Origin of the sequence: Bradyrhizobium sp. 45 (genome assembly GCF_023073155.1) — a bacterium.
In the GTDB taxonomy this organism is placed as follows: domain Bacteria; phylum Pseudomonadota; class Alphaproteobacteria; order Rhizobiales; family Xanthobacteraceae; genus Bradyrhizobium; species Bradyrhizobium canariense_D.
The window spans coordinates 1-25,589 of the sequence record NZ_JADPIX010000003.1; the positions used below are offsets into that span (position 1 = coordinate 1).

General features: G+C 58.7%; 27 protein-coding genes and 4 pseudogenes. 14 read left to right on the forward strand and 17 right to left on the reverse strand.

Annotation, left to right across the window (positions count from 1 at the left end; all coding sequences use genetic code 11):
• The 4 genes from IVB42_RS00060 to IVB42_RS00075 form a co-directional block, all read left to right on the forward strand.
• A partial coding sequence (locus tag IVB42_RS00060) for an amidase family protein (protein ID WP_247370449.1) occupies positions 1-487 on the forward strand: 487 nt, incomplete at its 5' end.
• 68 nt (positions 488-555) lie between these two features.
• Positions 556-984 (forward strand): DUF302 domain-containing protein, encoded by a 429-nt coding sequence (locus IVB42_RS00065; protein WP_247300070.1) that lies wholly within the window; start codon positions 556-558, stop codon positions 982-984.
• 85 nt (positions 985-1,069) lie between these two features.
• Positions 1,070-1,642: a TetR/AcrR family transcriptional regulator gene (locus IVB42_RS00070; RefSeq protein ID WP_247385550.1), complete on the forward strand. Its 573-nt coding sequence runs from the start codon at positions 1,070-1,072 to the stop codon at positions 1,640-1,642.
• A 721-nt stretch (positions 1,643-2,363) separates the two neighbouring features.
• Positions 2,364-4,034 (forward strand): hypothetical protein, encoded by a 1,671-nt coding sequence (locus tag IVB42_RS00075; protein ID WP_247469551.1) that lies wholly within the window; start codon positions 2,364-2,366, stop codon positions 4,032-4,034.
• A gap of 20 nt (positions 4,035-4,054) precedes the next feature.
• On the opposite strand, the gene IVB42_RS00080 is transcribed toward IVB42_RS00075, so the two are convergent.
• The 4 genes from IVB42_RS00080 to IVB42_RS00095 all read right to left on the reverse strand — a co-directional run bounded on the left by IVB42_RS00080 (position 4,055) and on the right by IVB42_RS00095 (position 6,724).
• The gene (locus tag IVB42_RS00080) at positions 4,055-4,543 is read right to left on the reverse strand and encodes a hypothetical protein (protein WP_247469553.1); all 489 of its coding nucleotides are present in this window, start codon (positions 4,541-4,543) and stop codon (positions 4,055-4,057) included.
• A gap of 489 nt (positions 4,544-5,032) precedes the next feature.
• The gene (locus IVB42_RS00085; protein WP_247282199.1) at positions 5,033-5,260 is read right to left on the reverse strand and encodes a hypothetical protein; all 228 of its coding nucleotides are present in this window, start codon (positions 5,258-5,260) and stop codon (positions 5,033-5,035) included.
• Between the two features lie 169 nt (positions 5,261-5,429).
• Complete coding sequence (locus IVB42_RS00090) at positions 5,430-6,131, reverse strand: hypothetical protein (RefSeq protein ID WP_247300078.1); 702 nt, start codon at positions 6,129-6,131, stop codon at positions 5,430-5,432.
• A gap of 305 nt (positions 6,132-6,436) precedes the next feature.
• The gene (locus tag IVB42_RS00095) at positions 6,437-6,724 is read right to left on the reverse strand and encodes a hypothetical protein (protein ID WP_247370437.1); all 288 of its coding nucleotides are present in this window, start codon (positions 6,722-6,724) and stop codon (positions 6,437-6,439) included.
• Positions 6,725-6,977: 253 nt separating this feature from the next.
• Here IVB42_RS00095 and IVB42_RS00100 point away from each other — a divergent pair, with 253 nt between their 5' ends.
• Positions 6,978-7,175 (forward strand): hypothetical protein, encoded by a 198-nt coding sequence (locus IVB42_RS00100; RefSeq protein WP_247300081.1) that lies wholly within the window; start codon positions 6,978-6,980, stop codon positions 7,173-7,175.
• 35 nt (positions 7,176-7,210) lie between these two features.
• Here IVB42_RS00100 and IVB42_RS00105 read toward each other — a convergent pair.
• A pseudogene (locus IVB42_RS00105) lies at positions 7,211-7,335 on the reverse strand (DNA ligase); the annotation flags it as partial.
• 316 nt (positions 7,336-7,651) lie between these two features.
• Here IVB42_RS00105 and IVB42_RS00110 point away from each other — a divergent pair.
• Positions 7,652-7,918: a hypothetical protein gene (locus IVB42_RS00110; RefSeq protein ID WP_247351119.1), complete on the forward strand. Its 267-nt coding sequence runs from the start codon at positions 7,652-7,654 to the stop codon at positions 7,916-7,918.
• 69 nt (positions 7,919-7,987) lie between these two features.
• Here IVB42_RS00110 and IVB42_RS00115 read toward each other — a convergent pair whose 3' ends face one another.
• Together IVB42_RS00115 and IVB42_RS00120 are read right to left on the reverse strand one after the other, a co-directional pair.
• Positions 7,988-8,446 carry a cupin domain-containing protein gene (locus IVB42_RS00115; RefSeq protein WP_051113032.1) on the reverse strand — a complete coding sequence of 153 codons (459 nt, stop codon included), beginning with the start codon at positions 8,444-8,446 and terminating at the stop codon, positions 7,988-7,990.
• Between the two features lie 237 nt (positions 8,447-8,683).
• On the reverse strand, positions 8,684-9,001 hold the full coding sequence (locus tag IVB42_RS00120; protein ID WP_247469555.1) for a hypothetical protein: 318 nt from the start codon (positions 8,999-9,001) through the stop codon (positions 8,684-8,686).
• 1,147 nt (positions 9,002-10,148) lie between these two features.
• On the opposite strand from IVB42_RS00120, the pseudogene IVB42_RS00125 reads away from it, so the two are divergent.
• Both IVB42_RS00125 and IVB42_RS00130 read left to right on the forward strand, forming a co-directional pair.
• A pseudogene (locus IVB42_RS00125) lies at positions 10,149-10,361 on the forward strand (IS3 family transposase); the annotation flags it as partial.
• Positions 10,361-10,632 (forward strand): annotated as a pseudogene (locus IVB42_RS00130) (DNA ligase); the annotation flags it as partial. The pseudogenes IVB42_RS00125 and IVB42_RS00130, both read left to right, overlap by 1 nt.
• A 373-nt stretch (positions 10,633-11,005) precedes the next feature.
• On the opposite strand, the gene IVB42_RS00135 reads toward IVB42_RS00130, so the two are convergent.
• From IVB42_RS00135 to IVB42_RS00160, 6 genes are all read right to left on the reverse strand, one after another.
• The gene (locus IVB42_RS00135) at positions 11,006-12,229 is read right to left on the reverse strand and encodes a type II toxin-antitoxin system HipA family toxin (RefSeq protein ID WP_247469558.1); all 1,224 of its coding nucleotides are present in this window, start codon (positions 12,227-12,229) and stop codon (positions 11,006-11,008) included.
• Positions 12,222-12,800 (reverse strand): helix-turn-helix transcriptional regulator, encoded by a 579-nt coding sequence (locus IVB42_RS00140; protein WP_018457436.1) that lies wholly within the window; start codon positions 12,798-12,800, stop codon positions 12,222-12,224. The genes IVB42_RS00135 and IVB42_RS00140 overlap by 8 nt, the downstream gene beginning before the upstream one ends.
• A gap of 1,190 nt (positions 12,801-13,990) precedes the next feature.
• Entirely contained in the window at positions 13,991-14,596 is a 606-nt protein-coding gene (locus IVB42_RS00145; RefSeq protein ID WP_247469560.1) for an aminodeoxychorismate/anthranilate synthase component II, read from the reverse strand.
• On the reverse strand, positions 14,593-15,987 hold the full coding sequence (gene pabB, locus IVB42_RS00150) for an aminodeoxychorismate synthase component I (RefSeq protein WP_247469562.1): 1,395 nt from the start codon (positions 15,985-15,987) through the stop codon (positions 14,593-14,595). The genes IVB42_RS00145 and pabB overlap by 4 nt, the downstream gene beginning before the upstream one ends.
• Before the next feature lie 115 nt (positions 15,988-16,102).
• Positions 16,103-16,462, reverse strand: a complete 360-nt coding sequence (locus IVB42_RS00155) for a Dabb family protein (RefSeq protein WP_247469565.1) — start codon at positions 16,460-16,462, stop codon at positions 16,103-16,105.
• A 162-nt stretch (positions 16,463-16,624) separates the two neighbouring features.
• Entirely contained in the window at positions 16,625-17,263 is a 639-nt protein-coding gene (locus IVB42_RS00160; RefSeq protein WP_247399141.1) for a GntR family transcriptional regulator, read from the reverse strand.
• Positions 17,264-17,389: 126 nt separating this feature from the next.
• Here IVB42_RS00160 and bioB point away from each other — a divergent pair, with 126 nt between their 5' ends.
• The 6 genes from bioB (at position 17,390) to IVB42_RS00190 (ending at position 22,747) form a co-directional block, all read left to right on the forward strand.
• Complete coding sequence (gene bioB / locus IVB42_RS00165; protein WP_247469567.1) at positions 17,390-18,385, forward strand: biotin synthase BioB; 996 nt, start codon at positions 17,390-17,392, stop codon at positions 18,383-18,385.
• Positions 18,386-18,433: 48 nt separating this feature from the next.
• Entirely contained in the window at positions 18,434-18,787 is a 354-nt protein-coding gene (gene panD, locus IVB42_RS00170) for an aspartate 1-decarboxylase (protein WP_247469569.1), read from the forward strand.
• Positions 18,788-18,857: 70 nt separating this feature from the next.
• On the forward strand, positions 18,858-20,012 hold the full coding sequence (locus tag IVB42_RS00175; RefSeq protein ID WP_247469570.1) for an 8-amino-7-oxononanoate synthase: 1,155 nt from the start codon (positions 18,858-18,860) through the stop codon (positions 20,010-20,012).
• A complete protein-coding gene (bioD, locus tag IVB42_RS00180) occupies positions 20,009-20,641 on the forward strand; it encodes a dethiobiotin synthase (RefSeq protein WP_247469572.1) in 633 nt (210 codons plus the stop codon). Before IVB42_RS00175 ends, bioD begins: the two co-directional genes overlap by 4 nt.
• Positions 20,641-21,903 carry an adenosylmethionine--8-amino-7-oxononanoate transaminase gene (locus IVB42_RS00185; RefSeq protein ID WP_247469574.1) on the forward strand — a complete coding sequence of 421 codons (1,263 nt, stop codon included), beginning with the start codon at positions 20,641-20,643 and terminating at the stop codon, positions 21,901-21,903. The genes bioD and IVB42_RS00185 overlap by 1 nt, the downstream gene beginning before the upstream one ends.
• A 649-nt stretch (positions 21,904-22,552) precedes the next feature.
• On the forward strand, positions 22,553-22,747 hold the full coding sequence (locus IVB42_RS00190) for a hypothetical protein (RefSeq protein ID WP_247469576.1): 195 nt from the start codon (positions 22,553-22,555) through the stop codon (positions 22,745-22,747).
• A gap of 388 nt (positions 22,748-23,135) precedes the next feature.
• Here the strand turns inward: IVB42_RS00190 and IVB42_RS00195 are convergent.
• The 4 genes and pseudogenes from IVB42_RS00195 to IVB42_RS00210 form a co-directional block, all read right to left on the reverse strand.
• Positions 23,136-23,289: pseudogene (locus IVB42_RS00195) on the reverse strand (ArsR family transcriptional regulator); the annotation flags it as partial.
• Between the two features lie 612 nt (positions 23,290-23,901).
• Complete coding sequence (locus IVB42_RS00200) at positions 23,902-24,276, reverse strand: hypothetical protein (protein WP_018457421.1); 375 nt, start codon at positions 24,274-24,276, stop codon at positions 23,902-23,904.
• Positions 24,273-24,587: a hypothetical protein gene (locus tag IVB42_RS00205; RefSeq protein WP_018457420.1), complete on the reverse strand. Its 315-nt coding sequence runs from the start codon at positions 24,585-24,587 to the stop codon at positions 24,273-24,275. Before IVB42_RS00205 ends, IVB42_RS00200 begins: the two co-directional genes overlap by 4 nt.
• A gap of 432 nt (positions 24,588-25,019) precedes the next feature.
• On the reverse strand, positions 25,020-25,400 hold the full coding sequence (locus tag IVB42_RS00210; protein WP_346732208.1) for a hypothetical protein: 381 nt from the start codon (positions 25,398-25,400) through the stop codon (positions 25,020-25,022).
• Between the last annotated feature and the right edge of the window lie 189 nt (positions 25,401-25,589).

Here is a 25,589-nt window from a genome sequence, read left to right on the forward strand (position 1 = left end):
GGAATTTCTTCGCCGCCATGACATTCCGACCACGTTCGAGGCCATTTACGAGGGCCTTAAGCCCCAACTTCGGCAGGCGTGGGGGCACATCGTACTGCCAGGCGGTGCGGGCGCTACCTCGGCAGAGGCCTACCAGACAGCGCTCAACGTGAGCCGCCCGGAAATCCAGCGCCGGCTCAACGCGGCGTTCGTCTCTCGTGGTGCGCAGGTCATTCTGCAACCGACCACGCCCTGCACGGCGCCATTGATCGCGGAGCAGGCGACGGTCCATATCGCGGGGCAGGAAGTCAGCTACCTCGCTTTGGCGAACCACACCGTGTCGGCGAGCAGCGTGGGGCTGCCGGGTATCAGCCTTCCTGTTGGCTTGTCTCGCGCGGGGCTGCCGATTGGCCTTGAGCTGGACGCCCCCTTAGGGAGCGACCGGGGGCTCCTGCACCTTGCCCGCGGCATCGAAGGCATCTTGGACGAAAAGTCGCGTGCGATCTAACGCCGTGGCCCCTTCGCGTGGCGAAGGGACTACCTGCAAGCAACCACAACCGATTAGAGGATCAACAGATGGCCAATGCACGGTACTCAACGCGTGTCATTCCGGTCGAGCACGTCACCATCCGGTCAACAAAATCTTTCGAGGACGTTCGTGCCAAGCTCGCGACCTTGGCACCCCGCATCGATGACGGGATCTTCACTCTTGGTGAAAGCACGCGGGCGTTTCGAGAGTTGGAGGCATGTCCGCCGCTCACCATTTTCGGTCAGCGTGACCACGGAGCGCTCCTGGCTATTGCTGGGCTGACGCGCCGATCCATCCAGTTCGATATCGGAAATCCGCTCACCGCATCCAAGATGACCCGCCACCAATTGTCGGCCGGGCTCTATGCGCCCATCAGCGTCCTATTGCGCGAGGATGACGATGGCGGTGTCGCGTTTGAATATGATCGACCAGCATCCGTTTCGGCCAGTTTCGCAGCGATAATGTCGATGCAGTAGCCCAACAGCTTGATCGCGACCTCCAAGCCCTGTTGGAAGCGGCTGCAGCCTAACGGCTGCGGGATATTGGTGGAGTGGAGAGAAGATGCGTTTTGAGAAAGGTCATAAAGCAGCGACGCGGCGGCACATCGTCGCTGTAGCGTCGAAGTGCGTGCGCCGAGACGGCATCTCCGCCGCCGGGATCGCCGGGATCATGGGCGAGGCTGGCCTGACCAAAGGGGCTTTCTCTCCGCACTTCGAGTCCAAGGAGGCGCTCGTCCGCGAGGCGCTGGCGAGCGCGCTCGGAGACCAGCAACATCGGCTCGATGAAGATCAGCAGAGGGGCCTGGCCCTCGAGGGGGCGATCCGGAGATACCTCAACCGCGCTCACCTCGAAGACCCGGCGGAAGGGTGCCCTTCGGCGGCGTTGCTCCCGGAAATCGCCCGCCAGCCCCTGTCCACTCGGCAGGACTATGAGAAAGCGCTGCGAAGCTACGTTTCGTCTCTGGCCGCACTGCTTCCGGATGCCGATTCTGCAGCGAGCCGCCGCCGCGCGACCGCCATCTTCGGCCTCATGGTGGGCACCCTCCAGTTCGCGCGGGCCGTCCCCGACGCTGTCCAGGCGGACCAGATCCTGGAAGGCGGCGTTGAGGCCGCGTTGCACTTGGCGCGAGTTTGATCTTGCTAGATTAAGAAGGGCGGAGAGGTGCGAAAAGACTTTCCTTTCTGGCCCGTCGCCGACCTCCGTTTGCAGGGCCGCTATGTCTGACTTGAGGAGATAAGCCGACCTCGGTCCATGGCTGATAGAAGCTGCAGGGTGTCTACCGCCACACCTTGTCGATTCACGCGCTCAAATATGGTCGCAACCGTGGCGCGGTCCTCGATCGTCGAATACTGCACCGGCACTCGCATTTCCTTAAACACGGATTGCATCTCATTAATGCGCTTCGCGTCTTCGTCCTTGAGGTCTTTGGTTGCTGCGCGCTAGGGGACGGTGTCAAACAAGGCTTTCAGAGGAAAATACCTGCCTGGATCTGCTTCCGGAGAGTGCAACGAATTGCGTGTCCTGTGCGCCGCTCTCGGCCTTCCCTCTCGAAGAAGATGTTCAGCCTGGGGCAACGACCCTAAACCGGTCGCGCATGGTCTGCCGATGCGCTCGACCTGTTCAACAGGAACCCGACTTTTCGAGTTCCTTTATCCGGAGCTCATTTACCCGTGCGCATCTAATAATGCGCGAACAACCAAAACTGTGAACTGGCTCTCACAAGCAAAGCGCCGTCTAGCGTAACGTAGCGATAAGAAGCCAGTGATGTAGCATCGCTACCCGTCGAACAGGCCGATTGCTGCATACTTGGTGGTGCTTTTCGTCCCATGGGGCTTATTTTTGCAGGAGCATCGAGATGCAGACGCTTGGACAGACTGCGCATTTCAACATCCAGTACGACGAAACCCTGCTCGGCCCCGATGGCAATCCGAACGCGATCTCGCGGGCTCAGCGAGTCCTGGGAGTCTGTGAAGCTGAATTCGGTCTCTTGGCTAGCTGGTATAAAATCACGGATGGATTTGGACCCGACAATCGCGTCACAGTTCAAATCATTGCGGACTTTGCAGCGGGTGGGGCAAGCAACAACGGGTACAAGGGAGGCAACACGATCATCAAGATCGGCAACCAGACGGCAAACGCGAACGCGATTGCTGCAGGTCAGAGCAGCTGCATGTCTTTTGTGGCTGAATTGGTCGAGGTCCTTGCCAGCTATCGCAACCAGCACGGAAACGCCGCCTGGAACGCGAGTAAGAGCGATGGCGAGGGCCTGTCGTTGCTTTGCGCCCGCGAGCGCTTCGGCACAGGGTATTCACTGTTTTTCGGAACGCCATGGGTGAACAGCTGGTTGCAGTCCAGCCGCGACACGCAGTGGATCAATGCCTCCGAGAACACCGACAAGAATCCGCTCAGCTTCGGATTGTCCCTGCTGTTTCTCTACTATCTCAAGAACCAACTGAACCACTCCATTCCGGACATCATTGCTGCGGGAGGGGACAGCCTTGCGCAAACTTATCAAAACCTTACAGGCAAGAGCGACGCAACCGCAGCCTTCTCGCAATTGATCAATAAGTATTTCCGGCCGGGGAGCACGCCCCAGCTCGCCACCGAAAATCCTTTTCCACTCTTGGAGGGATTGCGGCGGGAGGTAAAGCTCTCGCTTGACCCCGAGCCCGAGGGAAAGCCGTTCCACGTGGATGAAGGGGTGGCGTTGACGTCACCCTTCTTCACCTGCCCAAAGGATCTCTACAAGTGGTTTGTCGACAGCGCTCCGAAGAAAGTGACTTGCGTTGCGACTGTGCGTGGATTTGGCCTTCCCATATACCGATGGCGAGTTAATGGGGTCGACCTGAATCCACCGGCGCAGCTGGACCAGCCAAACGTGCAGGGATCCATCACGGTCCAGGCGACAGTGGCGACCGATCATGCAGCCCAGCCATCTACGTCAGCCCTGCAGGACGTCCTCATCAACTATGGCGTCGGAGAAGACGATTTCAGTTCGAACCTGGTCTTTGACTTGCCGGGAGTCGTTGGCCACGTCGATTTGTCAATCGAGGCAAGCGCGAGCGAGCGGTTTGCGTCGAGCGACGTTAGTTGGACGGCTCAAAGTATAACCGTTGATAACGAAAGTCTTCATTGGGAGGCACGTTACTACACCGACCGAGAGCGCTGCATGAAGCCCTTCCTTGATGTTGCGGCACGTTATATTCGGTCCGACCCGTTCTTTAGTTTGGTGAAGTCGCTGCCGGATCCTCCGCAGGAATATACTCGAGTGATTAGAGAGCTAACACAGGCCTCCGCTCAGATTGCTACTCTAGCGCAGCACGCGCCCGACCAGGCACGAGAGTTGGCGCCACGCTATGTCGTCGGCGCTGGGTATAGCTCCTGCCGTTTTGGACGAGCTCGGCAAAGCGAACATCAGGTCGACCGCGGTGCCCCACGAAGTGCCGGAGACCCTCCTAAAAGGAATGGGTCAGCAGAGTGGCTAACTATCCTGATAGTCATGCACTGCCCGCAATACCAGCGATGAAGCGGTTAGCGGCGCCATTGTCAGCGACTTAGCCTTTTCGCACGCCTTAGCGATTCGACGATTGGTCCGATCCTTTCATCCACCGTCTTGTTGCTTATGCTGAAGGATATGCGATCCGTGCTCCTAGCCGAAGCATCAATGCGGGCCTTTTGAAGATTTGAAAGATGCTCATCCTCAGGCCAGAGCTCATCTTGGATATGGCAGAAACCAACCGTTCTGCGAGGGTGAAACCAACAGAAGTTATTATCCGTTGATCCAAGTGCTACGTGATGCTTGTTGGATGACAGGCGTTCCTCGAGCTCAGCCGCCTTCAGGGCGGTTGCAATCTTGTCCATGACGGCCAATGAAGCAAAGTCGCGCTTCTTCTCCCAATACTTCCGATCCGTTCGTTCAGCCTCCTCCGAAGTATGTGCTTCAGGGGTCTCTCCGGTAACGTCCAACACAGTGACGCCATGAAGAACCACGTTGCTTTCGTCCAGCTTAAAAGCTCCGACCTGCACTGCGATCATCGGCACTGAACGATTGAGGACCCGTAGCACGTTGAAAAACGGCTCGTGATTCTCTCTGCGACAATTACGGCTCTGTGTTCTGACCCGGGACGACGCTGCCGCTCAACACCCCAATATTCGATGGTGCGGATATGTGACTCTCGTCCAACGCTCCCAGCATTACCTCTTCTTCGTAGAAGGTGTCCGCTTCCTCCGAGTACATCAGGAAGTCGCTCTTGCCGCCATGCGGCTGACGGCGCTCTCGCGCGAGACTTCAAGCTCGCCCAGACCAAGTATGCTGGTACCGTTCAATATCTGAGTCTGGAGCCACTTCTCGACCAACCCAGCTGCGCGAAGTTCAACCGCTTCAATGTTTTTCAGCGCGAAACCCGTTCCTGAGCTGCACCTCGGTTCCGAAGACACGGGGTGTGTTATGGGCATGCTCGGCGACTTTGGCCCTGCGACATGTCGGCAGCCTGCCAGGCCGGCATGACTCACAATATTCGAATGTCAACTCGGCGGAGAGACCGGCCGTCTATTCAGGATCGCGCGCTCATTGTCGTTCGTCGTTGCACCTCGGAACACAGCAACAAATCGATCGCCTTGCCAAAGCTCAACGTCGTGCTCGGCATGCATTTGCTCGGCTCGACGCCGCGCCGCCTGCTCGTCAATGCAGTCGAGCTTCGCCACGCAGATCACTTGTCGGCTGCTGTCCACCACGAATGCTTTGTACCGCATTCCGCAATCCGATCCCAACGGGGACCGTCATCGTAATCGAATGTCCGTCTAAGGCGGTGGGCAAACTAAGTGTGGGCGGGCGGAACCTTTGTACGTGTGGCAATTCGGCTATACTTGGAATTCATCGATCGCGCGGCGACACGCGTACGTGCCTAGCTATTGCGCTACCTCACTGGCGTAATCTCACCGCGCGCCGAAGCGTGCGGCTCGAGCTTAGGATTGAGAAGCCACCAAGCATTATCAGCAGCATACCTGACCAAGTTGCCGTCCAGCTGCGTGCCTCGTCGTGCGCGTCTGCAACGCGCGCGCCCACTAGCAAAGCTGGAGGGGAGCCGGCGAGCGCGGGCGCGAGGAGCTGCTCAACGTCGACTTGGCCCGGCACGGAGTGCTCAGGCGGAAGCCGCCGGCTCTGCGCTGACGTCATGGCGTTGCCAATATCGAGCACGGCAGCGGCATCAGCCACCTTGATTTCGGCTGCAGGCGGCTGAAACGGCTCGGCCGGTGCGGAGCGCAGCAACTCCGCGCGCGCATCAACCACCGCGCTGTGCCTGGACTGCGCAGTCCCGTTCTCGTCCAAACTGGCGGTGCGATCTTCGGCCCCGCGATGACGAACTGTCTTCTTCACCTTCGCGACACCCTCGGTCAGGAACCAGCATTTACGGTGACCGTCGAACCGATAGACCCAATGCGCCCGGTCCGCGGTCGTGTTGCCGGGTCGCGGCAAGCATTGCGGTTGCGCCAAAGAGGTCGCTGCGGGCTCGCGAGGAGCGGCATTGAACAAGTCGGCAAACGGGTCGGAGACCGCAGGTGTCGCCGAAAGACCTCCAACAAGAGCCAAACCGGCGAAGCAAGATCGCAAATGACGGGACATCAGAAACTCCCGGTGTTGCGCCCCACCCGCCACGACCCTTCGCGCCTACATGGGCCGCCATGCGGCTCAATTCCGGCGGCGCCATGGATTCATTGTGCGCCTGAACGACATCCCGGTCCGAATTGAAAACCCAGTGCAGCAGCCGAGGTTGCCAACCGTTCGGGAAGGTTTGCTCCCGACGGAGGGAGCGGCACAAGTCGGGAACTCGGGTCCCACGCGAATGCGCAAGCTGTTCCGCCGCCCATCATTAAACCGGCCCAGCGTTGTGTGCCGCTGGGGCGATCGCATTTCCATGTGCGACCTGACTACCATTCTGGATCGTCGAAGCCGCCGTAGTCCCGAACGATGTACTCTCGGGTGAAGCGCTCGACCGGACGCCAGCGCTCGTGAATAACGATGGTTGCAGTCGGCGGCCTCCAATAATCAGGATGGATGACGATGGTCGGGGATGGCGGGTAGGGATAGCGGGAATGAATGCGCCAGCAAAAATCCCCCTGGCATGCGATGGCGGCCGAGGCGCTCGCGGCGGAGAGGGCCAGGAGACCGGCAGCGGCGCTTGTTGCAATAAGAAGTCTCACAGGCGTGGTATTCATTGTCTTCCTCCTCCTTCTTCATTTTACTCACCGTAAACGGCCGTGCTTGTCGCTTCGTTTCAAAAAGTAAAATTAAAACAGGAACGCAGGAGTTCGACCGCTGCCCACGGCGCAGCCGAGGGGCCTGCGTTTGCGGCGCAGCACGCGGTTCTTGGCGCAACCCGATCCGACGATAGGCCTTAGCGTAAACGAACATCGCAAACGGACCACCGGTACGGTATCGTAGGCGAGCTCTCGCCCGACGGAGGCGCACATGAAGCGCAGCTGGTCGATGTTGATCGCCGTCGCTGGGGTGGTGATTGTGTTCTTCTCCATGCTCGCCATTCGGGAGCAGCGCGCCGGCTTCGATGCGTTTGGCAAGCAAGGGGCACCCGCAGGCGTCGATCTATATGACGATCCCGCTCTCCGGGAGATCAGCGAGCGTAGCCCCTACATGCGCAACGAGCGCTGAGTCGGCTTGCTTCCTGCGGCGATCCCAGGCACCCATCACAAATCTTCCCGCAGGCCTTGAAGATCGGGTGGCCGGACCTTCTTCTCCGCCCACTTCGCGCGGTACTCGACCTCGGCCAGCAGCTTCGGCGCGACCCGGAGGCCCTTTGGGCGATCCGCTTAGCGACGAAACGCGTGCCCCGTGAGCTGCTTCGTTGGCATCCGTCCATGCGTTGCGAAAGTCGGCATCTGCGGCCATCATCGCGATGCTGCCCCGCCCATCCAGAACTTCAGATCCGATGCCACTCAGCCACTCCGAGAGACGGCGCAACCAATGCTCAAGAGACCTGCGGTTTGAAAACCTCAATCGTTCCGCCCAATCCAAGGCCTCACCCGCAACGGGAACTTGCGTAAACAATGAGCAGCTTGACACCGCTTGTTCTGGAACGAACTGTCGCACGCAGACATTCTCCAACTCACTAAGTGAAGGAGAATAGGATGCGCAAGTACTTGTTTGCTGCGGCGATCGTGAGTGCAATCGCGACACCCGCAATCGCGGATGAAGTCGGTGTCGGCGTTCAGGCCGGTCCGGTCGGCGGAGGCGTCACAGTCGGAGAGTCTCACGAGCACCGACCCGTTGATCGGGACCGCACAACGGTCATCAGGGAGCCTGAGCATAGGGAAAGTGACAGAACGACGGTCATCAAGAAAGAGAATGAGGACGGCAGCCGAGAGAAAACCGTCATTCATCACGACAACGACTAACAAATGTGCCCGGACCACCGTCCGGGCTTTTCTTTTGCCTCGCGACACAGAGACGATTCGTTTACTTCGCTACTTCTTACTCGGATCGTCTGCGGGATTGACGTAAGTTATCCCGAGTGGCCCTTGGCCATGAATTTGAACAACGGAAGGACTACTTGTCCAACCATAGTGGTTCATTTTGGCAGGCGCTTCGGCGTATCCGCCCGCTGTTAGCTCGATCGCTTTCTTCTCATCGAGTTTGTCGCCCATTCCGATGTGAAAGTTGCCCGATATGACGGTAGCGCCTTCATCTGTTGGATGATTATGGGCGGGAATTTTATAACCGCTTGGCATTCTTAGGCGGAGAACGAACAGCCCTTCTTTGGACGGGTCGCCCGAGAGTACCGCGATGTCGGCCCCCTTCGGCAAGGTGGGTGGTGCTGCCTCCCATTTAAGCTCACCAGAGTTAATCGGCATTTTCATATCATCGGCAATGGCTGTGTTCACACCTGCCAGGACGAAAGCCGAAGCGAGCAAGCGACTGAGCATGATCTCCTCCTTTTGGTGAGCGACCATCGTGTGCCAGCGGTGAAGCAAGTCAACTGAAAGTTAGCCTGCCGCTGCCGCATTCTAACGATTGGAGGCCTTAGCAGATTTATGATCAAGAGTGACAGCTCCGCTGACCTTGGCTTGCCAACGCTCGGACGAAACATCGAAGAACTCGGCCCGTTGCTTTTTCTCGCTCGAAGCTTACTCAGCTACTGCTCCAACCCAGGAGCCCATGTTTCAGCTTAACGCTGCGTGGGTTAACCACACCAAGCGAGCAGCCTCATTTTGGACCAACTGATCATGACCGTTGGGCCGCTCTGCACCGGGAGCCGCCACGTGATTAGAATCGTCGTGCTTGGAGTGGCTTGCCTGGTTGGACTGGGCGCTATTGCTGCAGCCACGAAGAAATCCGGGCCGCCGCCCGCGGCCGATGTGGTCATGCCAATAGTAGCCGGTAACAAGGCTGATCGCCTGCCATTCACAATCAAACTGGATATGCCAGCTGCCGGTGAGCGCGCGGATGTTGAGTACGTCCAGCCTGGCGAAGAAGAGCAAGCTGATTTACCGCCATCCGCACCAAAGCAAGTCGCTCTTCCACCGCGTCGCGACTTTACGCCTCGTCATTGGCACGATCCCCATGACCTGAACGCCAGGGCCGCAAACAAAAGAGCCGACACCGCGAAAGGACCAAGAAAGGGCGCGGCTGATCAGCCTCTAAAGCAGGCTGAGGCTAAGCGGTGCCGTTCGGACGGGCTGGATCCCCTGTTAAGAAAGCTGAACTTATCGCCGCCGTGCGATTCGTGACCCCACCTCTAGTCGCCCGCTGCGCAATGGTTCTAATCAATATTGATCTGGCGGCTCATTCGCCGTTAATGATTGATTCAGTTTGCAGCATGATCATTGGGGAGCGACAAGGGATGCGATCATGCGATTGCGCCAGGCGAATACCTTGGAAGAAATCGAGGCGAGGGTCGCTGAAGCCAGCGAAGACCCAATGGCGCGTGTGACGCTGAGCGCGCGGGATTTCTCGAGTGCCAGCCGAGAAGAGGTTCTTGCATTATTGAAAGCAGACGGCGATCGAAAGCGCACCAATTGGCTGGTCGCAGGCGCGGTGATCGCTGGTTTTGCGTTGGGATGGGCTGCCGGTTTTGGTCGGTACGGTCCTATAACTTTCGCGTCGCTCAATTCAACCACTCAGACAGAAACGCCTTCGCGTCGAAGCGCCGAAACGAAGTCAGGCCGCAGGACCGGAGGCGCGCGAAAGACGGTGTCGACTTTGGCTTTGCGAACACCGCCAGGCGTAAGTCAATTCTCCGCGGATGGAGCGAGCATTTCCGCCGAACCGACAGCCACATGGTCCGACAGGGCTCATCAATCCGTGGACGTTTCGAGCACCGTTCCTCAGGGCATCGAAGCAGATATGACGGCGACCGGCTCGATAGCGCCCAGCGGGCCTCTCATGCCTGCCCCGGAGACAAGACCAGCAACCATTGAGGGTTGGACCGTTCTTGACGTTCGCGGCGGAACGGCGGTTCTCGGAGGGCCCGATGGGGTTCGGATGGCAATGCGCGGCGATACAGTTCCCGGCATCGGGCGAATCGATTCGATCGTGCGTTGGGGCAGCCGGTGGATTGTAGCGACAGCTAGTGGATTGATCTCGACTCCGTAAACGGCGCGCAACGCCCGCGGGGAAGCGGAACCTGTCGTCCATTTGCGAGAGGCATTCGGGATGAGCCAACGGCAGGCGTGTAAAGCTATCGGCTGTTGCCGCATGACCGTGAGATACCAAACCACCCCGGCTGACGATACCAGCCTTCGCCAGCGCGTGCGGGCGATCGCCCAGGAGCATCGCCGCTTCGGTTATCGGCGGCTGCATGCTCTGCTCAAGCGGGAGGGCTATCTGATTAACCACAAGAATGGGATGGCCTCTACCTTGGTCGCCGCAAGGGCGAGGACCTGATCTACGCGGGCAAAGTTGATCACGGCTTTTCGCCAGCCGACGCGAAGGAGCTTCAGAAGAAACTCAACCCGCTGATGCGCAAGACACAACCCTACACGAAGCGCATCGCGCATCGAGGCATTTGGGGTGAACCGCAATTGCTGGCGGAGATCGAGTACAGGACCAAGAGCGCCGAAGGAAAGTGCGGCATCCGCTCTTCAAGGGATTGGGGAAAATTTTGGGATGACTGATGCGTTGGACCAATGGAGAGAATGGGCGGGAAAGCCTCCGGGTGATCGGCGCACGACCCCGGCTGAATCGTACCACGCTGTCATGGACCTTCCGCCTGAGGATCGGTTTGACCGTGAGAAGGTCAACGAGGCGGCGCTCAACAACGACAAGAGTCTGTCTGGATTTACGAGCATGGTCATAAGCGCGCGGGCGATGTGGATTGGATAAAGGTCTTTGCCACCTAGCAGGCCGCAAGCGCATGGCTTGCCGAAAACGATCCTGAAGGCGTGGCGTGGGCCCCATCCGATTGAACGGGAGAGACAGCGATGACCAGCGTGGGGTTGTATGTCAGCGCTGCCGCCCTTCGATCCGGCTAAGTAAGCCACGGCTCAGAGCTCGCTGTAGATCGGGATCGAAGCGGCATGTGCGTCGACGACTTCGACGACTTTCTTTTCCAGCGGGAGATCGCCCTTGCGTTCCGACCATATCTTCTTGAAGCGCTGGACGATTTCCGCGGCCGTGTCGAGGGCGAGCGCTTCCGAGATCTTCGCCTTCGCCGCCAGATGCGTGAGCTCGTCCTTGGAGAACTCGGTCATCTTCTTCGTGCGCGAGTAGTTCAGCGCCATCTTGTCGTCCGCGATGTAGGGTATCGTAGATAGCAAATCGTAGGCGGGGGACAGGACGGGCGTGCGGCGGTCGGGGTAGATCAACGACCAATTCTTCAGATGCATGTCGGCGTTGCCGATCAGCGTGCTGAACACGAGGCGTCGGACAAACTCGGCGACGCCGGCTTCGCCGGTCTCGATGCCGAGAACGCGCGCGATGCTCCGGTAGTTGGCCTTGTCGTACTTCTCGTCCGGAAACACGCCGAATACCTGCGCGAAGTCCTCCATGTGGACCGGTCCGTCGGCGGAGCGGTCGAACCGCTTGACGGCGAGCGCACGTCCCTTCAGCTCGCCGATTCCTTCCGGAAGCCCCTTGATCGACTCGACGTCGATCAGTTGGAGCTCGGGCACTTCCATGCCCATCTCCTTCGCCAGGGTCATCATGGAGAATTCGTTTTCCGGCACGCCAGGGTACTGATGGGACGGAAGCTTGACTATCCACGAACCGCCGACGCCCTCGACGGGAATGGTCAGACCGGCGTTTTTGGGATCGTTCTTGAGCGCCGAGAACTTCAGCTGCACGCCCGCGAGCGAGAAGCGCAGCAAGTTCTGCCGCTCGTCCGGTGTGAGATCCTCCTCGACTTGGGAAGGCAACGCTTCTCCTTCCGCCGGATGGACTGACAGGGCGCCCGGGAGGTCCCGGCCCAGCATCCAGAGAAGAAAGAATTCGCGCTTTTCCTTCACGCCCGCGCGTTCCGCGAGGTAGCGACGCAGCGGTCCCTCCGGCAGAAGATTGGAGAAGAAGGGCGGAACGACCTGCTGATACGGTTTGAATGAGGTGAGCAGATTTCCGAACGTGTCCTTGAAGGACAGGCTCAATGTTGGGCGTGCGGCGTCGTCGATGTAGCTCTGGTTGAAGGCGAGCAGCGACCGGTCGCCCTGTATGAGCGTGAGGGTCGCGATCGGGTTGTCGTGCAGGCGTACGTCCAGGACCGATACGTCAGGCATCGTCATCCTCTTCGTCGAGAGCGTAGGCCGGGCGGGGGGCTTCTACGGGATGCGCGATCCGGTTGCGTAGACCTTGCAACACGCCTGCCGAATTTTCCAGCACTGGGTTGGGGATAGGTTCGGCGCGATAGCCTCGCAGTGTATCGACGACGTCTTGGACAAGGTTCAGGTCAGTTTTCGAAAGATGGACCTGCTTCAGAAAGCGCAAGTATTCGGCGATGCGGTCGAGCGCAGCGGAGCTACCGTGGCGCTTCCTTTGTCCGGAAACGATGCGTTCGGCCTTCACGAAGAGGTTTGAGGGTCCTTCCTCAAGGGAGAATTCGTTGAGGTTTGAGCGCAGGATGCCCTCCACCGCGGGAAGCAGCTTCTTGGGCACGAGTACGACCTCGAGGTCGAGTGCCCGGACCATCTGGATGAAGCTGGACAGGCCCGGTTCGACCCGGCCGGTCTCTATCTGGGAGATGTGCGCCTGGGTCAGACCCGATCGGACCGCCAACGCACGCTGGCTTATGCGCTCTTGCGTGCGTTTCGCCTGGACAGTCCGGACAAGCTCTTCGCTCGGATACGACATGATATATAATCCTAATCAAAGGATCGTTTCGATAAGAATGATATATCACGGCCATGCCTCCAGTTTCAAGCTCGATAACTATCATTATCATTGCAGCAATTTGATAATAGAATCATATCAATTAACGAGGGGGCGCGACAACGTAGCGCCACTTGTCGAACGCCATGGTGAGCCGGCTCTGAAGCCCCCACATGTCGGTTCCCGGCTGTCGATGCCACCGGAAGACCCACTTTTGGGATTTTCGCTGCAAAACCCCGACGCGTCCGCGAGGCCAGCCAAACTGCGCGGGCAGAACACGGAGGTAGAACGATGTACGCCGACCCGGAAGGCTATTTCGGGCAGGCAAGCGGGATCCCCTACAGTCGGCTCCACGAGCTTCGGGGTCGAGATATCACGAACTTTCAGGACAAGATCGCAAGATCGAGCGTCTTCGCCGCGAGGGAATCCGGCTCTCGCCAAAGCTCGAATGGGATGCATTCGTGACGGCCTATATCTGCCCGGTAGCGGCGCCGAGGTGCCTATGAGCTCTGCCCCGACACGCCCGTCTCGTGATCCTTCAGATCCCTATGATCCGCTGTTCCGAAAAGCGGCTGCGCTTCATGCTCCAGTCCGTGTCCTGGGCCAGACCGAACTTCAAACTGGATTAAATCCGCGGGGCAAGGTCAGACCGCGACTACCGAACAAGTTAGTCGCAGATCGATCGGTCTCCCGCCGCTTCTGATGGAGGCGGTGAAATCCCTGACGATAGCAGTCAAACGCAGGATTTAAGCGTGAGCTCGCCACTCATTGCGAAAATGCATACGATCTCTTGGGGCATGCTCGACGACCAGCGTCAACTCCGGTGCATCTAGATGAATCATCTTACAGCAAATAGAGATCGCCGCGAAATGTCGCTCATGACCGACGAACAGTGCGAGCTTGAACGCTGCAAGCAAGAGATTACGCGTCTCCAACAGTTGGTTGTGCAGCTGTCTGAAATTGTTCTACGCAACGTTGTAAATAGCGCAGAGGCACGAAGCCCAGCCCCATGAGTCGCTGAGCGCCCCCGCCGGCCGGCGGAAACGAACGTAGTAGCGCGCTGTTCTCCGCAGCGCGGCACCCACCTTCCGGGCTGCGGAGCGCCCTCGCACTGGCCGCCGCCGGGTAATAGTTGGCTTCGCGAGATAGCAGCCCCACTCCAACCCACGACCTCACATTGTTGTCTTATCCTGCTGCGAGCGATAAGTCTCTGCGAGTCGCAAGAAGTTTTTAAGCACCACGTGCCCGTCTTGGGTAAGTATCGATTCCGGGTGGAACTGCACACCAAAAGTTGGTTCATAGCGATGTGCGAGGGCCATGATCTCGCCCTCGTCGGAACGCGCTCTCACCGTAAGATTCGGTGCGCATGACTCATCGAGCTCAACAACAAGAGAATGGTAGCGGCCAACGCAAAGTGGCGACGGTAGCTCCCGGAATAGCCCTCGGCCGTCATGCGTTACATACGAGGACCGACCGTGCATAGGGCAACGTGCACGCGCCACCCGTCCGCCGAATACGCTCCCAATACACTGGTGTCCGAGGCAGATGCCGAGAATTGGAACGCGACCAGAAAGCTCGCGGACGACGGCCGTAGATACTCCAGCCTCAATTGGAGAGCAGGGACCGGGGGAGATGACCACTGCGCGCGGCTTAAGGTCAATGAGGTCGCTGACGCTGACCACGTCGTTCCGGAAGACTTCCGTTGCTTCACCAAGCTCCTGGAAATAGCGGGCAATGTTGAAGACGAAGGAGTCGTAGTTGTCGATGATGACAATCAAAGCGCACCGGATGTTTCAGCACCAAATGCGTCAAAGATTCGCTGCGCCTTGGCAAGCGTCTCCTCGTATTCTGCCGCCGGGTCCGACATCGCCGTTATACCGCTACCTGCATGAAACACCGCCATATCATCGTCGATCGTCACAGTGCGGATCGCGATGTTCGTGTCCATCTGCCCGTTGAAGCCGATGAAACCGATCGCCCCGCAATAGACCTCGCGCGCCACACGCTCGATTTCCGTAATTATCTGCATCGATCGCACCTTGGGCGCCCCGGTAATGGAGCCACCAGGAAAGCAAGCTCGAAGTAGGGTAACCGCATCCTCGTCTCCCGCAAGTGTACCCGTAACGATGGAGACGAGGTGATGCACTGAGGCATAGGATTCGAGATCGCACAGGGCTGGAACGTCGATTGAATGTGGAGTGCAAACGCGTGATAGATCGTTGCGCAGGAGGTCGACGATCATAATGTTCTCGGCACGGTCCTTTTCGGACGCAACGAGCATGTTAGCGCGGCGCTTGTCTTCGTTGGAATCAGCGGAACGCGCGATCGTGCCTTTGATCGGTCGTGTTTCGACCTTTGTTCCGTCGAGCTTCAGGAATCGCTCAGGCGAGCTCGATGCGATGGTCAGCTTTCCGTACCGCAGGAGGGCCCCAAAGGGTGCCGGGTTCAATGACCGCAGTTGACGATAGAAGGTGAGCGGATCGAATATAGTCGACAGCCTGGCCGTGAAGCGCTGCGCAATGTTGGCTTGGAAGAGGTCTCCGGCCAGAATCAAATCCATGACGCGCTGTACCGCCGCAATGTATGCTTCTCGGCTGAAGTTTGAATTCCATGCGCCCGCTGTGCCGGGGAGCACGATCCGCGGCGACTTTGGGTTGGCAAGCAGGGCTGCGAACTCATCGGCTCGACGACGTGCGCGCTCGCCGCGACGTGCGGGATCCTGCTCCGGCCATCCGGTCGAGACGATCCAGCATCTGTTGTTGCGGTGGTCGTAGCTGACGACCACGTCGTAAAGATGCAGAATGGATTGGGGCAAACGCTGACCGGGATTTGCCGGCGCCGGCAATCGCTCCAGCGTCCTGTTCAAATCGTAAGCGAAGAAGCCAGCCGCGCCTGCCTGAAATGGCGGGAGATCGGGACGATGCTCTTGCGGATAGTTGGCGAGAAGAGTGCGAAGAACTTCCCATGGATCGCCATCGATATCTTGCCCGTTGCAACTCGCCCGTCCACCCGCGACTATGTAGGTGCTGAATGGATCGCAGGTCACATATGAGTAACGCCCGAGCAACTCATGCGTTGCTGCGCTATCGAGAAACGAGAGGTGCGGTCGATGCGCGAGACATTGCACCGCTTTGATAGGCTCAATCCACTGTAGTTCACGGACGTGCATCGCCTATGAGTCACCGCTGACTGGCGTGCTGTGAGACACGCTTCGATTATGATCCCGACCACAACGAGAGCGACGCTGGTCGGAGCGCCGCAAGCTCTCGAGATTGACTGTCAGACTAAGCCCCGTCGGGGGATACGACGCGCGGGCTAAGTTGGACTCCGCCTGCCGCTGAGACGAAACGCGCATCTGTTGATACGTCATAGTCGGCCGCGAGGCGCAGCTCGCGCAGCGGTCGTGCTCGCCTGATCGATTCCTGGTAGAGCTCATGCGCTTTGTAGGCTGCGAGTTCCGTCTCGTTGTCGAACTCACCGTAGACTACGACGTCGATGTCGTTGCCGAACTGGTCGGCCTTGCGATTGCGAGCAATCTCGAGCCGCCGGGCATGCGAGATCCTGGTGAGAAGCGATAGGCCTTCGATCATTTGGTCGATGTGGGCCTTATCTTTGGCCGTAAACAAGACAATGTGACGGATCATGGATGGCCATAGGTTAAGATCGCGAGCAGGTCGCATAGCTATCTTGGAATCGAGCCCGCTGCAACGCTAGCGCCTCATGCCGCCTCGCGCGGCAAACAGACAGGGTTTGACACTCTTGCGATGGCCTGCGGTCTGAAGCGGAGCCCGCCAATCTCATTCTGGTCAGGACGCGGGAAGGGCAAGGCGCTCAATCGTTTGAATGTGGCGTGCGAGCAGGTTGCAGGCTTGATCGACGTTGCGCGCTCGCAGTGCCTGCAGAATCAAGCGGTGATCCTGATTGGATCGCGGTCGCCCCCCAGCATTGCGCGCCATCGCGAACACCAATCGCGAATTTGCAAGCTGTAGTCCGTCGAGACTGGCGAGCAGGCGCGGCATCGCGCACGGCGCCACCAGCGCCTGGTGAAAGGCGCGGTTGGCCATCTCAAAATCCTGAATCGTCTGGGCATTGTCTCCTTCAATCAGGGCAAGCTCAATTCGTGCCAAATGGGTCGATGTGAACTTTGGCGCCGCATTGCGCAATGCGACCACTTCGAGCGCGGCACGCATCTCGGCGATCTCTTTCACTGAAGTGGTATCAAGCGGGGCAACCCGAACGCCGCGACGGGGCACAGCGACGACAAGATGTTGCGCCTCCAATTGCCGAAAAGCCTCGCGTACCGGGACGTGGCTCGAGTTGAACTCCCGCGCGACATGATCCTGCCGCAGCGGGGCATCTGGCGGGATCGCGCCGCTGATTATGCGCTCTCCGATTGACTCGGCAATGCGCCAGGCAACGGTCGTACTCTCGCCGTCGGTCATCATAGATTATCTATCAAAAAAGCGGGTGCGCTCGCAGGCGGCGTGGGATAGCATCAAGACGAAGATCAACGATTATAGATAATCGCAAGTATTATCTATGATCAATCATGGATGGGAACGCAAGTCTTAATGATTGCCTCTCGGAGAGTAGAACGGAACGACAGTAGAAACGGCGCACAGGTTCGCAGTAACTGGGAGCGCCCCGAGGCCCAAGCGCTCTATAGCCTGCCGTTTGCCGACCTGATGTTTCAGGCGCAGAGCGTTCATCGCGACAACTTCGATCCAAACCATGTCGAAACCGCAAGCCTGCTCAGCATCAAGACGGGCGGCTGTCCGGAAGATTGCGGCTACTGCTCCCAGAGCGCGCATTACCAGACCGGTCTGAAAGCGACCCGCCTGATGGATTGCGCCGATGTGGTCGCCAGCGCACAGCGCGCCAAAGATGCCGGCGCGAGCCGCTTCTGCATGGCCGCGGCCTGGCGCAGTCCAAAAGACCGCGATCTCGATCAGGTCTGCTATATGGTTAGCGCGGTCAAAGGTCTTGGAATGGAAACCTGCGTCACGCTCGGCATGCTGACCCCGAACCAGGCCATACAGCTCTTTGAGGCTGGACTCGACTTCTACAATCACAACGTCGACACCTCGCCGGAGTTCTACGGCAAGATCATCAGCACCCGTACTTTGCAGGACCGCATCGACACACTCGCACATGTTCGAGAGGCCGGCATCAAGGTGTGCAGCGGCGGCATTATCGGCATGGGCGAGCGCGTCGAGGACCGCCTTGGCATGCTCGTGCTGCTCGCCAATCTCCTCAGCCATCCAGAGAGCGTTCCAATCAACATGTGGAACGAGGTCGAGGGCGTGCCGGTCAACGACACCGCGGAGCGTCCCGAACCCTTTGCGCTGGTCCGCCTGGTGGCGACCGCTCGGATCATGATGCCGAAGAGCGTCGTCCGGTTGTCCGCTGGACGGCAGTATATGACCGATGAACTGCAGGCGCTGTGCTTTCTTGCCGGCGCGAATTCGATCTTCATCGGCGACACGCTCTTGACCACCAAGAACCCGCAGCGCGATCGCGACGCGAACTTGCTGGACCGGCTCGGCATCGCGTCCAGCCTGGCCTGAATCAATCAAGCATCGCGCGGCCGCGCGCAAATCCAGCTTGGACGAGAAATGCAGATTACGTTGATGAAAGGCAAAATCCATCGCGCCTCGGTCACCGAAGCCGACCTGCACTATGAAGGTTCGGTTTCGATTGACCGTGCGCTGCTGAATGCTGCGGGATTCTTGATCAACGAACGCGTTGAAATCTACAACATCGACACTGGAGCGCGGTTTGCCACCTATGTGATCGAAGCGCCTACAGGGTCAGGTATCATAGGTCTGAATGGTGCGGCTGCCCGTCTCGCCATGCCCGGAGACAAAGTTATTATCGCTGCATATGCCTCCCTTGACGAAGCCGACGCAAAAACGTTCAAGCCGCACGTTGTGCTGGTCGACCGAGACAATCGCATCTTGCCAGGCTGAAGCCGCGGGCCCGAAGTTCTTCCCTGCCATCAGAACCCTTGAGACACCGATCATACTGTCCGAGTGAAGAATGAATCCAATCCATGCGACCAAAGTTGCCGATTATGTCGCAGCCTTGAACGCCCTGAAAGAAGACGACCGGCTGCGCGGCCTCAAGCCGCGCGCGGGGATCGATTTCGCGTCGAACGACTATCTCGCGCTGGCGAGCGCACCGCGCATGAAAAAGGCCGTCTTGGACGCGATCGAGGCCGGTACACCGATCGGTGCCGGCGGGTCGCGGCTTTTGCGCGGCAATTGCGAGGAGCACGAACGTCTCGAAGCAGAAGCTGCAAGGTTCTTTGCGGCGGAGACAGCGCTTTTCTTTGGCGGCGGTTATGTTGCAAATTTCGCTGTCCTGACAACGCTGCCGCAGCGGAGCGATTTGCTCGTTCTCGATTCTCTGGTGCACGCGAGTATTCATGAAGGCGCGCGAGCTGGCCGGGCCGACTTTCGGACAAGCGCGCATAACGATCCGGAGTCGGTCGAAAGCGCGATTCGTGACTGGCGGGCCGGTGGCGGAATGGGCCGGATCTGGATCGTGGTCGAAAGTCTCTACAGCATGGACGGCGACTTTGCGCCTCTCAAGGATATGGTCGCGCTCGCCGACCGGCATGATGCGTTCCTGATGGTAGATGAGGCCCACGCAACAGGCGTTTACGGCGAGCAGGGACGAGGACTCACCGTGCCCTATGAGGGACGCGAAAATCTGCTGGTCGTTCATACCTGCGGCAAGGCGCTGGGCGCGGCCGGCGCGCTCGTCACTGCGTCCGGCGTGCTGCGAGACTTTATGGTCAATCGTTGCCGTCCATTCATCTTCGCGACCGCGCCGTCGCCGCTGATGGCTGTCGCCGTGAGGGAGGCGATTCTGATCCTGCAGCAGGAACCCGAGCGACAGCAGCGTCTCACCAAGCTGGTCGCGTTCTCGCATCGGGAGATGAGAGAGCGCGGCTGGAAAAGTCCTTCGGATTCGCAGATCGTACCATGCATCGTAGGCGACAATGCGCGCACGATGCGGCTCGCCTCTGCATTGCAGGCTCGCGGGTTCGATATCCGCGGAATCCGGCCGCCAACCGTCCCGGCGGGCACGGCCCGGTTGCGAATTTCAGTGACGCTTAACGTGAAGGAGGACGACGTGCGTGCAATGCTCGATGCCTTGATCGAGGAGACGAAAGGCGAGCTTCAATGAGTGCCAAAATCATCGTAACGGGCACAGGTACCGGAATTGGAAAGACGGTGTTTTCCGCGGGGCTCGCCAATCTCCTCGGAGCGGACTATTGGAAGCCGATTCAGGCTGGTCTCGAAGGAGAGACCGATACCGAGGTTGTCTCTTGTCTTGGCGGCCTCTCGGCCGATCGCATCCTGCCGGAACGCTACCGCCTTCAGACCCCTGCTTCTCCCCATCATTCTGCCGAACTTGACGGAGTTCGCATCGAGGCGGATTTGCTCGATGTGCCCGATACCGGGAAGCGACCATTGGTGATCGAGGGCGCGGGCGGGCTGATGGTGCCGCTGAGCGGCGACACACTCTACATTGACGTCTTCGAGCGATGGCGGCTTCCAGTGGTGCTTTGCGCAAGCACAGCGCTGGGCACCATCAATCACTCGCTGCTGTCGATAGAGGCTCTCCGAAAGCGTGAGATCCGCATTCTTGGGATGGCCTTCATTGGCGAAAGAAATGCTGAGACTCAGGTTGCAATTCGCGAGATGGGGCGGGTGCGCTGGCTAGGGCGATTGCCATGGCTTTCTCCCCTCACGGCAGACACGCTGCAGGCCGCCTTCCAAGACTCATTCCGTGCTGATGATTTCGAGCCGTGATGCCGACGACAAAGTCGCCAATCTGGCATCCGTTCACGCAACACGCGCTTCAAGGCGAAATGACAAAGGTTGTGCGTGCTGATGGTGCTTATCTCCACACAGCAGATGGGCGCCGTATTATCGATGCAATCTCATCCTGGTGGGTGATAACGCACGGTCACTGCCATCCCCATATTGTAAGCGCCATTCAGGAACAAGCCGGTAAGCTCAATCAGATCATCTTTGCCGGCTATACCCACGATGCGGCTGAGGAGCTTGCTGCGCAACTTTTGAAGCTCGCACCCCGTGGTCTTGACTATGTCTTCTTCTCCGACAGCGGCTCTACCAGTGTCGAAGTCGCCTTGAAGATGGCACTCGGGTATTGGCATAATATCGGTCAGCAGCGAAGACGCATTGTCGTGATGCAACACTCCTATCACGGCGATACGGTTGGGGCGATGTCCGTTGGTGCCAGAGGCGTGTTCAACGCGGCGTACGGGCCGCTGCTGTTCGACGTTACCTCGATCCCGTTTCCTGCGAGAGGTCGTGAGCAGGCGACACTCGCTGCGCTGGAGTCGGCATGTCGAAACGAGATGCCAGCCGCCTTTCTTGTGGAGCCTCTGATATTGGGGGCGGGCGGCATGCTGATGTACCCAGCCTGGGTGCTAACAGCGATGAAGCGGATCTGCGAGGCGTCGGACGTCCTGTTCATTGCCGACGAGGTCATGACGGGCTGGGGCCGCACCGGTTCGCTATTTGCTTGCGAGCAGGCCAATGTCACGCCCGATATCGCTTGCTATTCGAAAGGTCTCACGGGAGGGGCGCTCCCACTCGCGGTTACGCTCTGCCGTGCGGACATTTTCGACGCGCATTATTCGAAAGACCGTATGCGTACGTTCTATCATTCGAGTTCATATACGGCGAATCCGGTAGCCTGTGCCGCTGCAAACGCGAACCTGGATCTTTGGTGGCATCGGGACTCCCGCGAGCGCGCCGCTTCGCTCGCCGCCATGCAAGAGCGGGCAATTGAGCCATTCCGCGCCGACGCGCGCTTTGAAAACGTTCGTCGTTCCGGGACCATCACAGCGCTCGATTTGAAAACGAGCGATGGCGGCTATTTGGCGGACATCGGTCCGAAGCTTCAGGCTTTCTTTAACGACCGAAATCTGCTGCTGCGCCCGCTCGGCAATACCATCTACGTGATGCCGCCCTATTGCGTCACCGCGGCAGATCTCGACGAAATCTACGCTGGCATCAGCGATGCTGCCGATGCGCTGGTTTGAAGGCGCGCTTTTGAGTTCGGACTCGCGCTCCTCCTCCGTAGCGATTCTCATCATCTCAGAAAGAAGGCCGAAAGACGGTCTCCAGTACAAAGCACGCTTGCGTTAATGAAGTCCCTGGCTTCCTGGGAATTGACCAATGAAGCTTGGGAGTGACAGACCATGTCGATGGCGCGAGCCGGCTTGATGGCTTGCGGTTCCTGATGTCAGTCCGCATCAGATTTTCGATCTTGCTGCCGCCGCGGACGCTCCCAGCACGATCACGAAGCAGGACCAGTGCTGACCGCAGGTCGCCAATAGCAGAGGCGTGGAAATCCACCGAAGAAGCCGGAGATCCAACAGCATTTGGGCGCGATCACGGGACTTATTGGATTGATCGATTGTCCGAAGTGCTCCAATGTAATGCTGAAACCACGCAAATGTGAAGCCGAGACAACGCTCTCATGTGACCGAGACTAGTTGCGTACATTCTGGGGAGAAAAGGCGCAAGATCTGGCAAAGTCAGCGTGCCCCAGCCAGAACATGGGGCAACGCCGCTGGGAGATATGATGTTGGACCGTGACGGTGACTTGATCTTTCAGCTTCTGCTTTATCTTAGTCTAGTGCTTATTGTTGCGTCTCTGATGGGCTTAAGCGCGATGGGGATAGCAGCATGGTCGAGCGAATGACCGTCAGCAAGTATCAGTTCGCGGGCGAGCTGCGGCAGTTGATCGAGAAGCATATCGGCCCGTCGAGCACGTTCGAAGACTACGTCCTCATAATCGGGGAGCTGGAAGGGGCCAAGAACAGGCTGGAGCTGGAGTCCGAGAAGTTCTCGGACGAGGAGGTTGACGCCTGCGAATTATAGCGAGCGCTTCGCACTGCACAGATCTGGTAGGCGGAGGATAGTCCCGCAGGATATGTCGATTGAGCAATTTGCGCCAGCAGCTCATCCTTCGGCATGAGATGCTGAGCATTCTAAGCCCGGTCGACTGGGCGCGAGCAATTATGATCGGGGTGAAGTGGCGGCGCTGCGCCGGCGGCGCCTCAGAATGACTTATCACTCGGCTGAATGCCGGGGGCACTCGTTCCTCAGCTTAATTGAGTGTTCGCACCAGCTGCCCTTGTAGGTGCACTTCCGGCGCTTGGAGATCAAGTCCTCGATTCCTATCCGGCAGGCCGCTCAGAACAGATCTGGCGCGATCTCGCCTTGCTCAAAGGGCGTCACGAAGATGCCTTCGGACCGACCGCGCGGAGAAGCGCCGCGTGAACTGCTCGTCGTCTTCCATACTATTTGCGGTGCCGTATAGGACAAAGTCAGCGTTGCCTCGGACTTAAGATCCAAACACGACTTCAGCTGGCGATTTGAGGGCCTTCTTGAACTATTATATCCGAACGCTCCCGCTCCAGGTGACCAGGCCGCGATTTCCATCACCAAAGCGCTCTTCTGGAGGACGGGCAGAGGCTTCGCCTCACCCTGGCGAGAGCGCACTCACGATCCTCTTTCCCTGGCGATCGCAATCAACCTGGGCGCTATGATGACGCGTTGAAGGGATCGAATTCTTGGGGCCTCCCAAGTTCGGATGTGATCCCTGGTTCCCACTCAAAGTGAAAGTGACTCAGGGGACGAACGCTTCGTGGTTGAGCTGCATCGGATGGATTCGAACCACCCTTGATCGACGGTTCACGGCCTGATCGATAGGAACGCTCGCGCAATTCATTTTGGTGAGCATCTTAGCGCGACTCTTTCCAGAATACCTTATGGGCGTCCCGGCGGGTCATACGCGGATTTCCGTCCATACAACGACCGAGATTGGGACATTCGGACTCAAGCCCTGTGGCGCGGCTGGGCTTTCTCTGAGAATCGCTCCGTCCGTCGTCGGGTCGCTTGGATCGGCTTTGGGATGCAACGGCGGTGTGCGTAGCCGCCGAGGACGACAACACGCGGCCCGATCTGTCCGCAATGAATGCACCGCCTCAACTTGTGGCCCCAGGGATCTCTCGGTGCCATTGGCGCGGATCCTAGGGGGTTTCGCGCGGACGCCGGCGAACGGTCTCGCCGCCGTCCGGAAGCCTGATTGTCTGCATGGTCGGTCCCTCAATATTTTCCAATTGCTCAAGGTTGCTCTCGCCGGCGCGCCGCGCCTTGAGGTCGAGCGCGTGCTCGGCCAATATCCACGAGCCGCCGCGCCTCGCCCGCGCCTCCGCCTCCTCAACGATGCCTTGCTCGATCACTTGCTGGGCCAGGGTTGGCATGGTCGCGCCTCCTTGGTTTTCAGTCGGCGTCGCGGCTGAGGCGACCTCCGTGGTGATCGCAGAGCTCGAGGAATTGACCGCGAGCAGCTCCCGCAGGCGCTCCATGCGGGCGATCTGGAAAGGATAGGCAGGCTTGATCATCGAGGCAGGTCTCTCTGATCGAATGAGAGGACGCCGACAATGAAGATGATGACGAGCGTGCACGCGAGGAGTTTTATCAGCGGTCTGGGCTGGTTGTTGTCCGCATAACCCCAGTCCGCGCCATAGATGCGTGCCATCTGGCGATGGGCGCTGCTGACAAAGGCGCGCTCGATGGAGCGTGCGGCAATGAATGAAGCGACCAGTGCGAGGGCGCAGGCTAGATAGCCATCCATAAAACCCCACAAAAAGTTGCTGCCGGCGACCGTGGTGAAAGAGAGTGCCGCGACAGCATTGCGAAAATTCGCAACCACGATGTTCCCTTCAGGCCCTAATTGGCGGAGGGATGATAGCCATTCAACCGTGGCGATTAGCGGCGTTTATAGCCGCCATTCGCCGCTTTTCTGCCTGGTCGGCTTCGGTGCGCCCGGTTCTCTCGAGAGTTCAAATCGCGCTTCCAGTGGCATTTCCGGGTGATGGCCGTGAGCTCATCGGCTGCCCCCCAATTGGAGGTTCGATATAGATTTAAGCTGGATGGCTATCAGTTTCTAACAAGTCACTCGCCTCTTATCCGCGGCGTCGTCGGAAGCCCGTATTTCCCGATAGACGCGTGCGGGGAGTACTTAGGAATGCCGCCTTACACTCTGGTTTTGCCTTTTCTTACGATTAAGTTGCCGATTCTATGCTTGAGCGGAGAGGCTCATAGCCATTCGGATGCATGAGAACGGAATAGGCGAACGGAGGGGTTAAGCTGCCGTCCCGTGGCGGCGCAGTCGCTGCCAACCTATGACAATTCCACCGGTCGATATGACCATTCCAATCAGCGACAGCAGCCAAACTACGATGTCCCATGCGGGGCGGTGGTCCAGCAACAGCGCAAAATCGAGGCTGTGCAAGGCATGGAACAGCCAGCGATACGATCGCCGGGTCTCGTCAGTGCGGTCGAGGATGTAACCGGTAGCTGGGTCGATGTGGAACCAACTCTCGGCCGCGTTGTCGAAGCCCACGCGCAACACCGGCAAGGCGCGCTCACTGTGGTGCGGATACCAATAGCTGTCGAACAGCCGACCCACCGACCCCCTCGTTGAGCCGTCCAAATGGACGTCCTTTTTGCTGTCCAATCCCATCCGAAACCTCCGTCCAAGCCGGAGGCTTCTTTCGCACGTTCATTCGAATTCTGAAGCAAGGGTATCGGCTTCGCGCTTACTGTCGAACGCAAGCGTCGCTCTGAGGCCCATTTGATTGGTGCTTGACGTCTATTTTGAACGCGTGGTGCGCCGGCGCGGCTTCCATATTTCCGACAATGCGTTGGCGAA

Excerpts from the sequence above, each read along its gene's own strand:
- pabB (WP_247469562.1), bottom strand. The coding sequence starts at position 15,987 with ATGCACGTCCGTGAACTACAGTGGATTGAGCCTATCAAAGCGGTGCAA.
- bioD (WP_247469572.1), top strand. The coding sequence starts at position 20,009 with ATGAGTGCCAAAATCATCGTAACGGGCACAGGTACCGGAATTGGAAAG.
- IVB42_RS00115 (WP_051113032.1), bottom strand. The coding sequence starts at position 8,446 with ATGCTCAGTCGCTTGCTCGCTTCGGCTTTCGTCCTGGCAGGTGTGAAC.
- panD (WP_247469569.1), top strand. The coding sequence starts at position 18,434 with ATGCAGATTACGTTGATGAAAGGCAAAATCCATCGCGCCTCGGTCACC.
- IVB42_RS00210 (WP_346732208.1), bottom strand. The coding sequence starts at position 25,400 with ATGGGATTGGACAGCAAAAAGGACGTCCATTTGGACGGCTCAACGAGG.
- IVB42_RS00095 (WP_247370437.1), bottom strand. The coding sequence starts at position 6,724 with ATGAATACCACGCCTGTGAGACTTCTTATTGCAACAAGCGCCGCTGCC.
- IVB42_RS00155 (WP_247469565.1), bottom strand. The coding sequence starts at position 16,462 with ATGATCCGTCACATTGTCTTGTTTACGGCCAAAGATAAGGCCCACATC.
- bioB (WP_247469567.1), top strand. The coding sequence starts at position 17,390 with ATGATTGCCTCTCGGAGAGTAGAACGGAACGACAGTAGAAACGGCGCA.
- IVB42_RS00085 (WP_247282199.1), bottom strand. The coding sequence starts at position 5,260 with ATGCGGTACAAAGCATTCGTGGTGGACAGCAGCCGACAAGTGATCTGC.
- IVB42_RS00175 (WP_247469570.1), top strand. The coding sequence starts at position 18,858 with ATGAATCCAATCCATGCGACCAAAGTTGCCGATTATGTCGCAGCCTTG.
- IVB42_RS00185 (WP_247469574.1), top strand. The coding sequence starts at position 20,641 with ATGCCGACGACAAAGTCGCCAATCTGGCATCCGTTCACGCAACACGCG.
- IVB42_RS00070 (WP_247385550.1), top strand. The coding sequence starts at position 1,070 with ATGCGTTTTGAGAAAGGTCATAAAGCAGCGACGCGGCGGCACATCGTC.
- IVB42_RS00200 (WP_018457421.1), bottom strand. The coding sequence starts at position 24,276 with ATGATCAAGCCTGCCTATCCTTTCCAGATCGCCCGCATGGAGCGCCTG.
- IVB42_RS00190 (WP_247469576.1), top strand. The coding sequence starts at position 22,553 with ATGGTCGAGCGAATGACCGTCAGCAAGTATCAGTTCGCGGGCGAGCTG.
- IVB42_RS00135 (WP_247469558.1), bottom strand. The coding sequence starts at position 12,229 with ATGCCTGACGTATCGGTCCTGGACGTACGCCTGCACGACAACCCGATC.
- IVB42_RS00075 (WP_247469551.1), top strand. The coding sequence starts at position 2,364 with ATGCAGACGCTTGGACAGACTGCGCATTTCAACATCCAGTACGACGAA.
- IVB42_RS00140 (WP_018457436.1), bottom strand. The coding sequence starts at position 12,800 with ATGTCGTATCCGAGCGAAGAGCTTGTCCGGACTGTCCAGGCGAAACGC.
- IVB42_RS00065 (WP_247300070.1), top strand. The coding sequence starts at position 556 with ATGGCCAATGCACGGTACTCAACGCGTGTCATTCCGGTCGAGCACGTC.
- IVB42_RS00100 (WP_247300081.1), top strand. The coding sequence starts at position 6,978 with ATGAAGCGCAGCTGGTCGATGTTGATCGCCGTCGCTGGGGTGGTGATT.
- IVB42_RS00160 (WP_247399141.1), bottom strand. The coding sequence starts at position 17,263 with ATGATGACCGACGGCGAGAGTACGACCGTTGCCTGGCGCATTGCCGAG.
- IVB42_RS00110 (WP_247351119.1), top strand. The coding sequence starts at position 7,652 with ATGCGCAAGTACTTGTTTGCTGCGGCGATCGTGAGTGCAATCGCGACA.
- IVB42_RS00080 (WP_247469553.1), bottom strand. The coding sequence starts at position 4,543 with ATGATCGCAGTGCAGGTCGGAGCTTTTAAGCTGGACGAAAGCAACGTG.
- IVB42_RS00090 (WP_247300078.1), bottom strand. The coding sequence starts at position 6,131 with ATGTCCCGTCATTTGCGATCTTGCTTCGCCGGTTTGGCTCTTGTTGGA.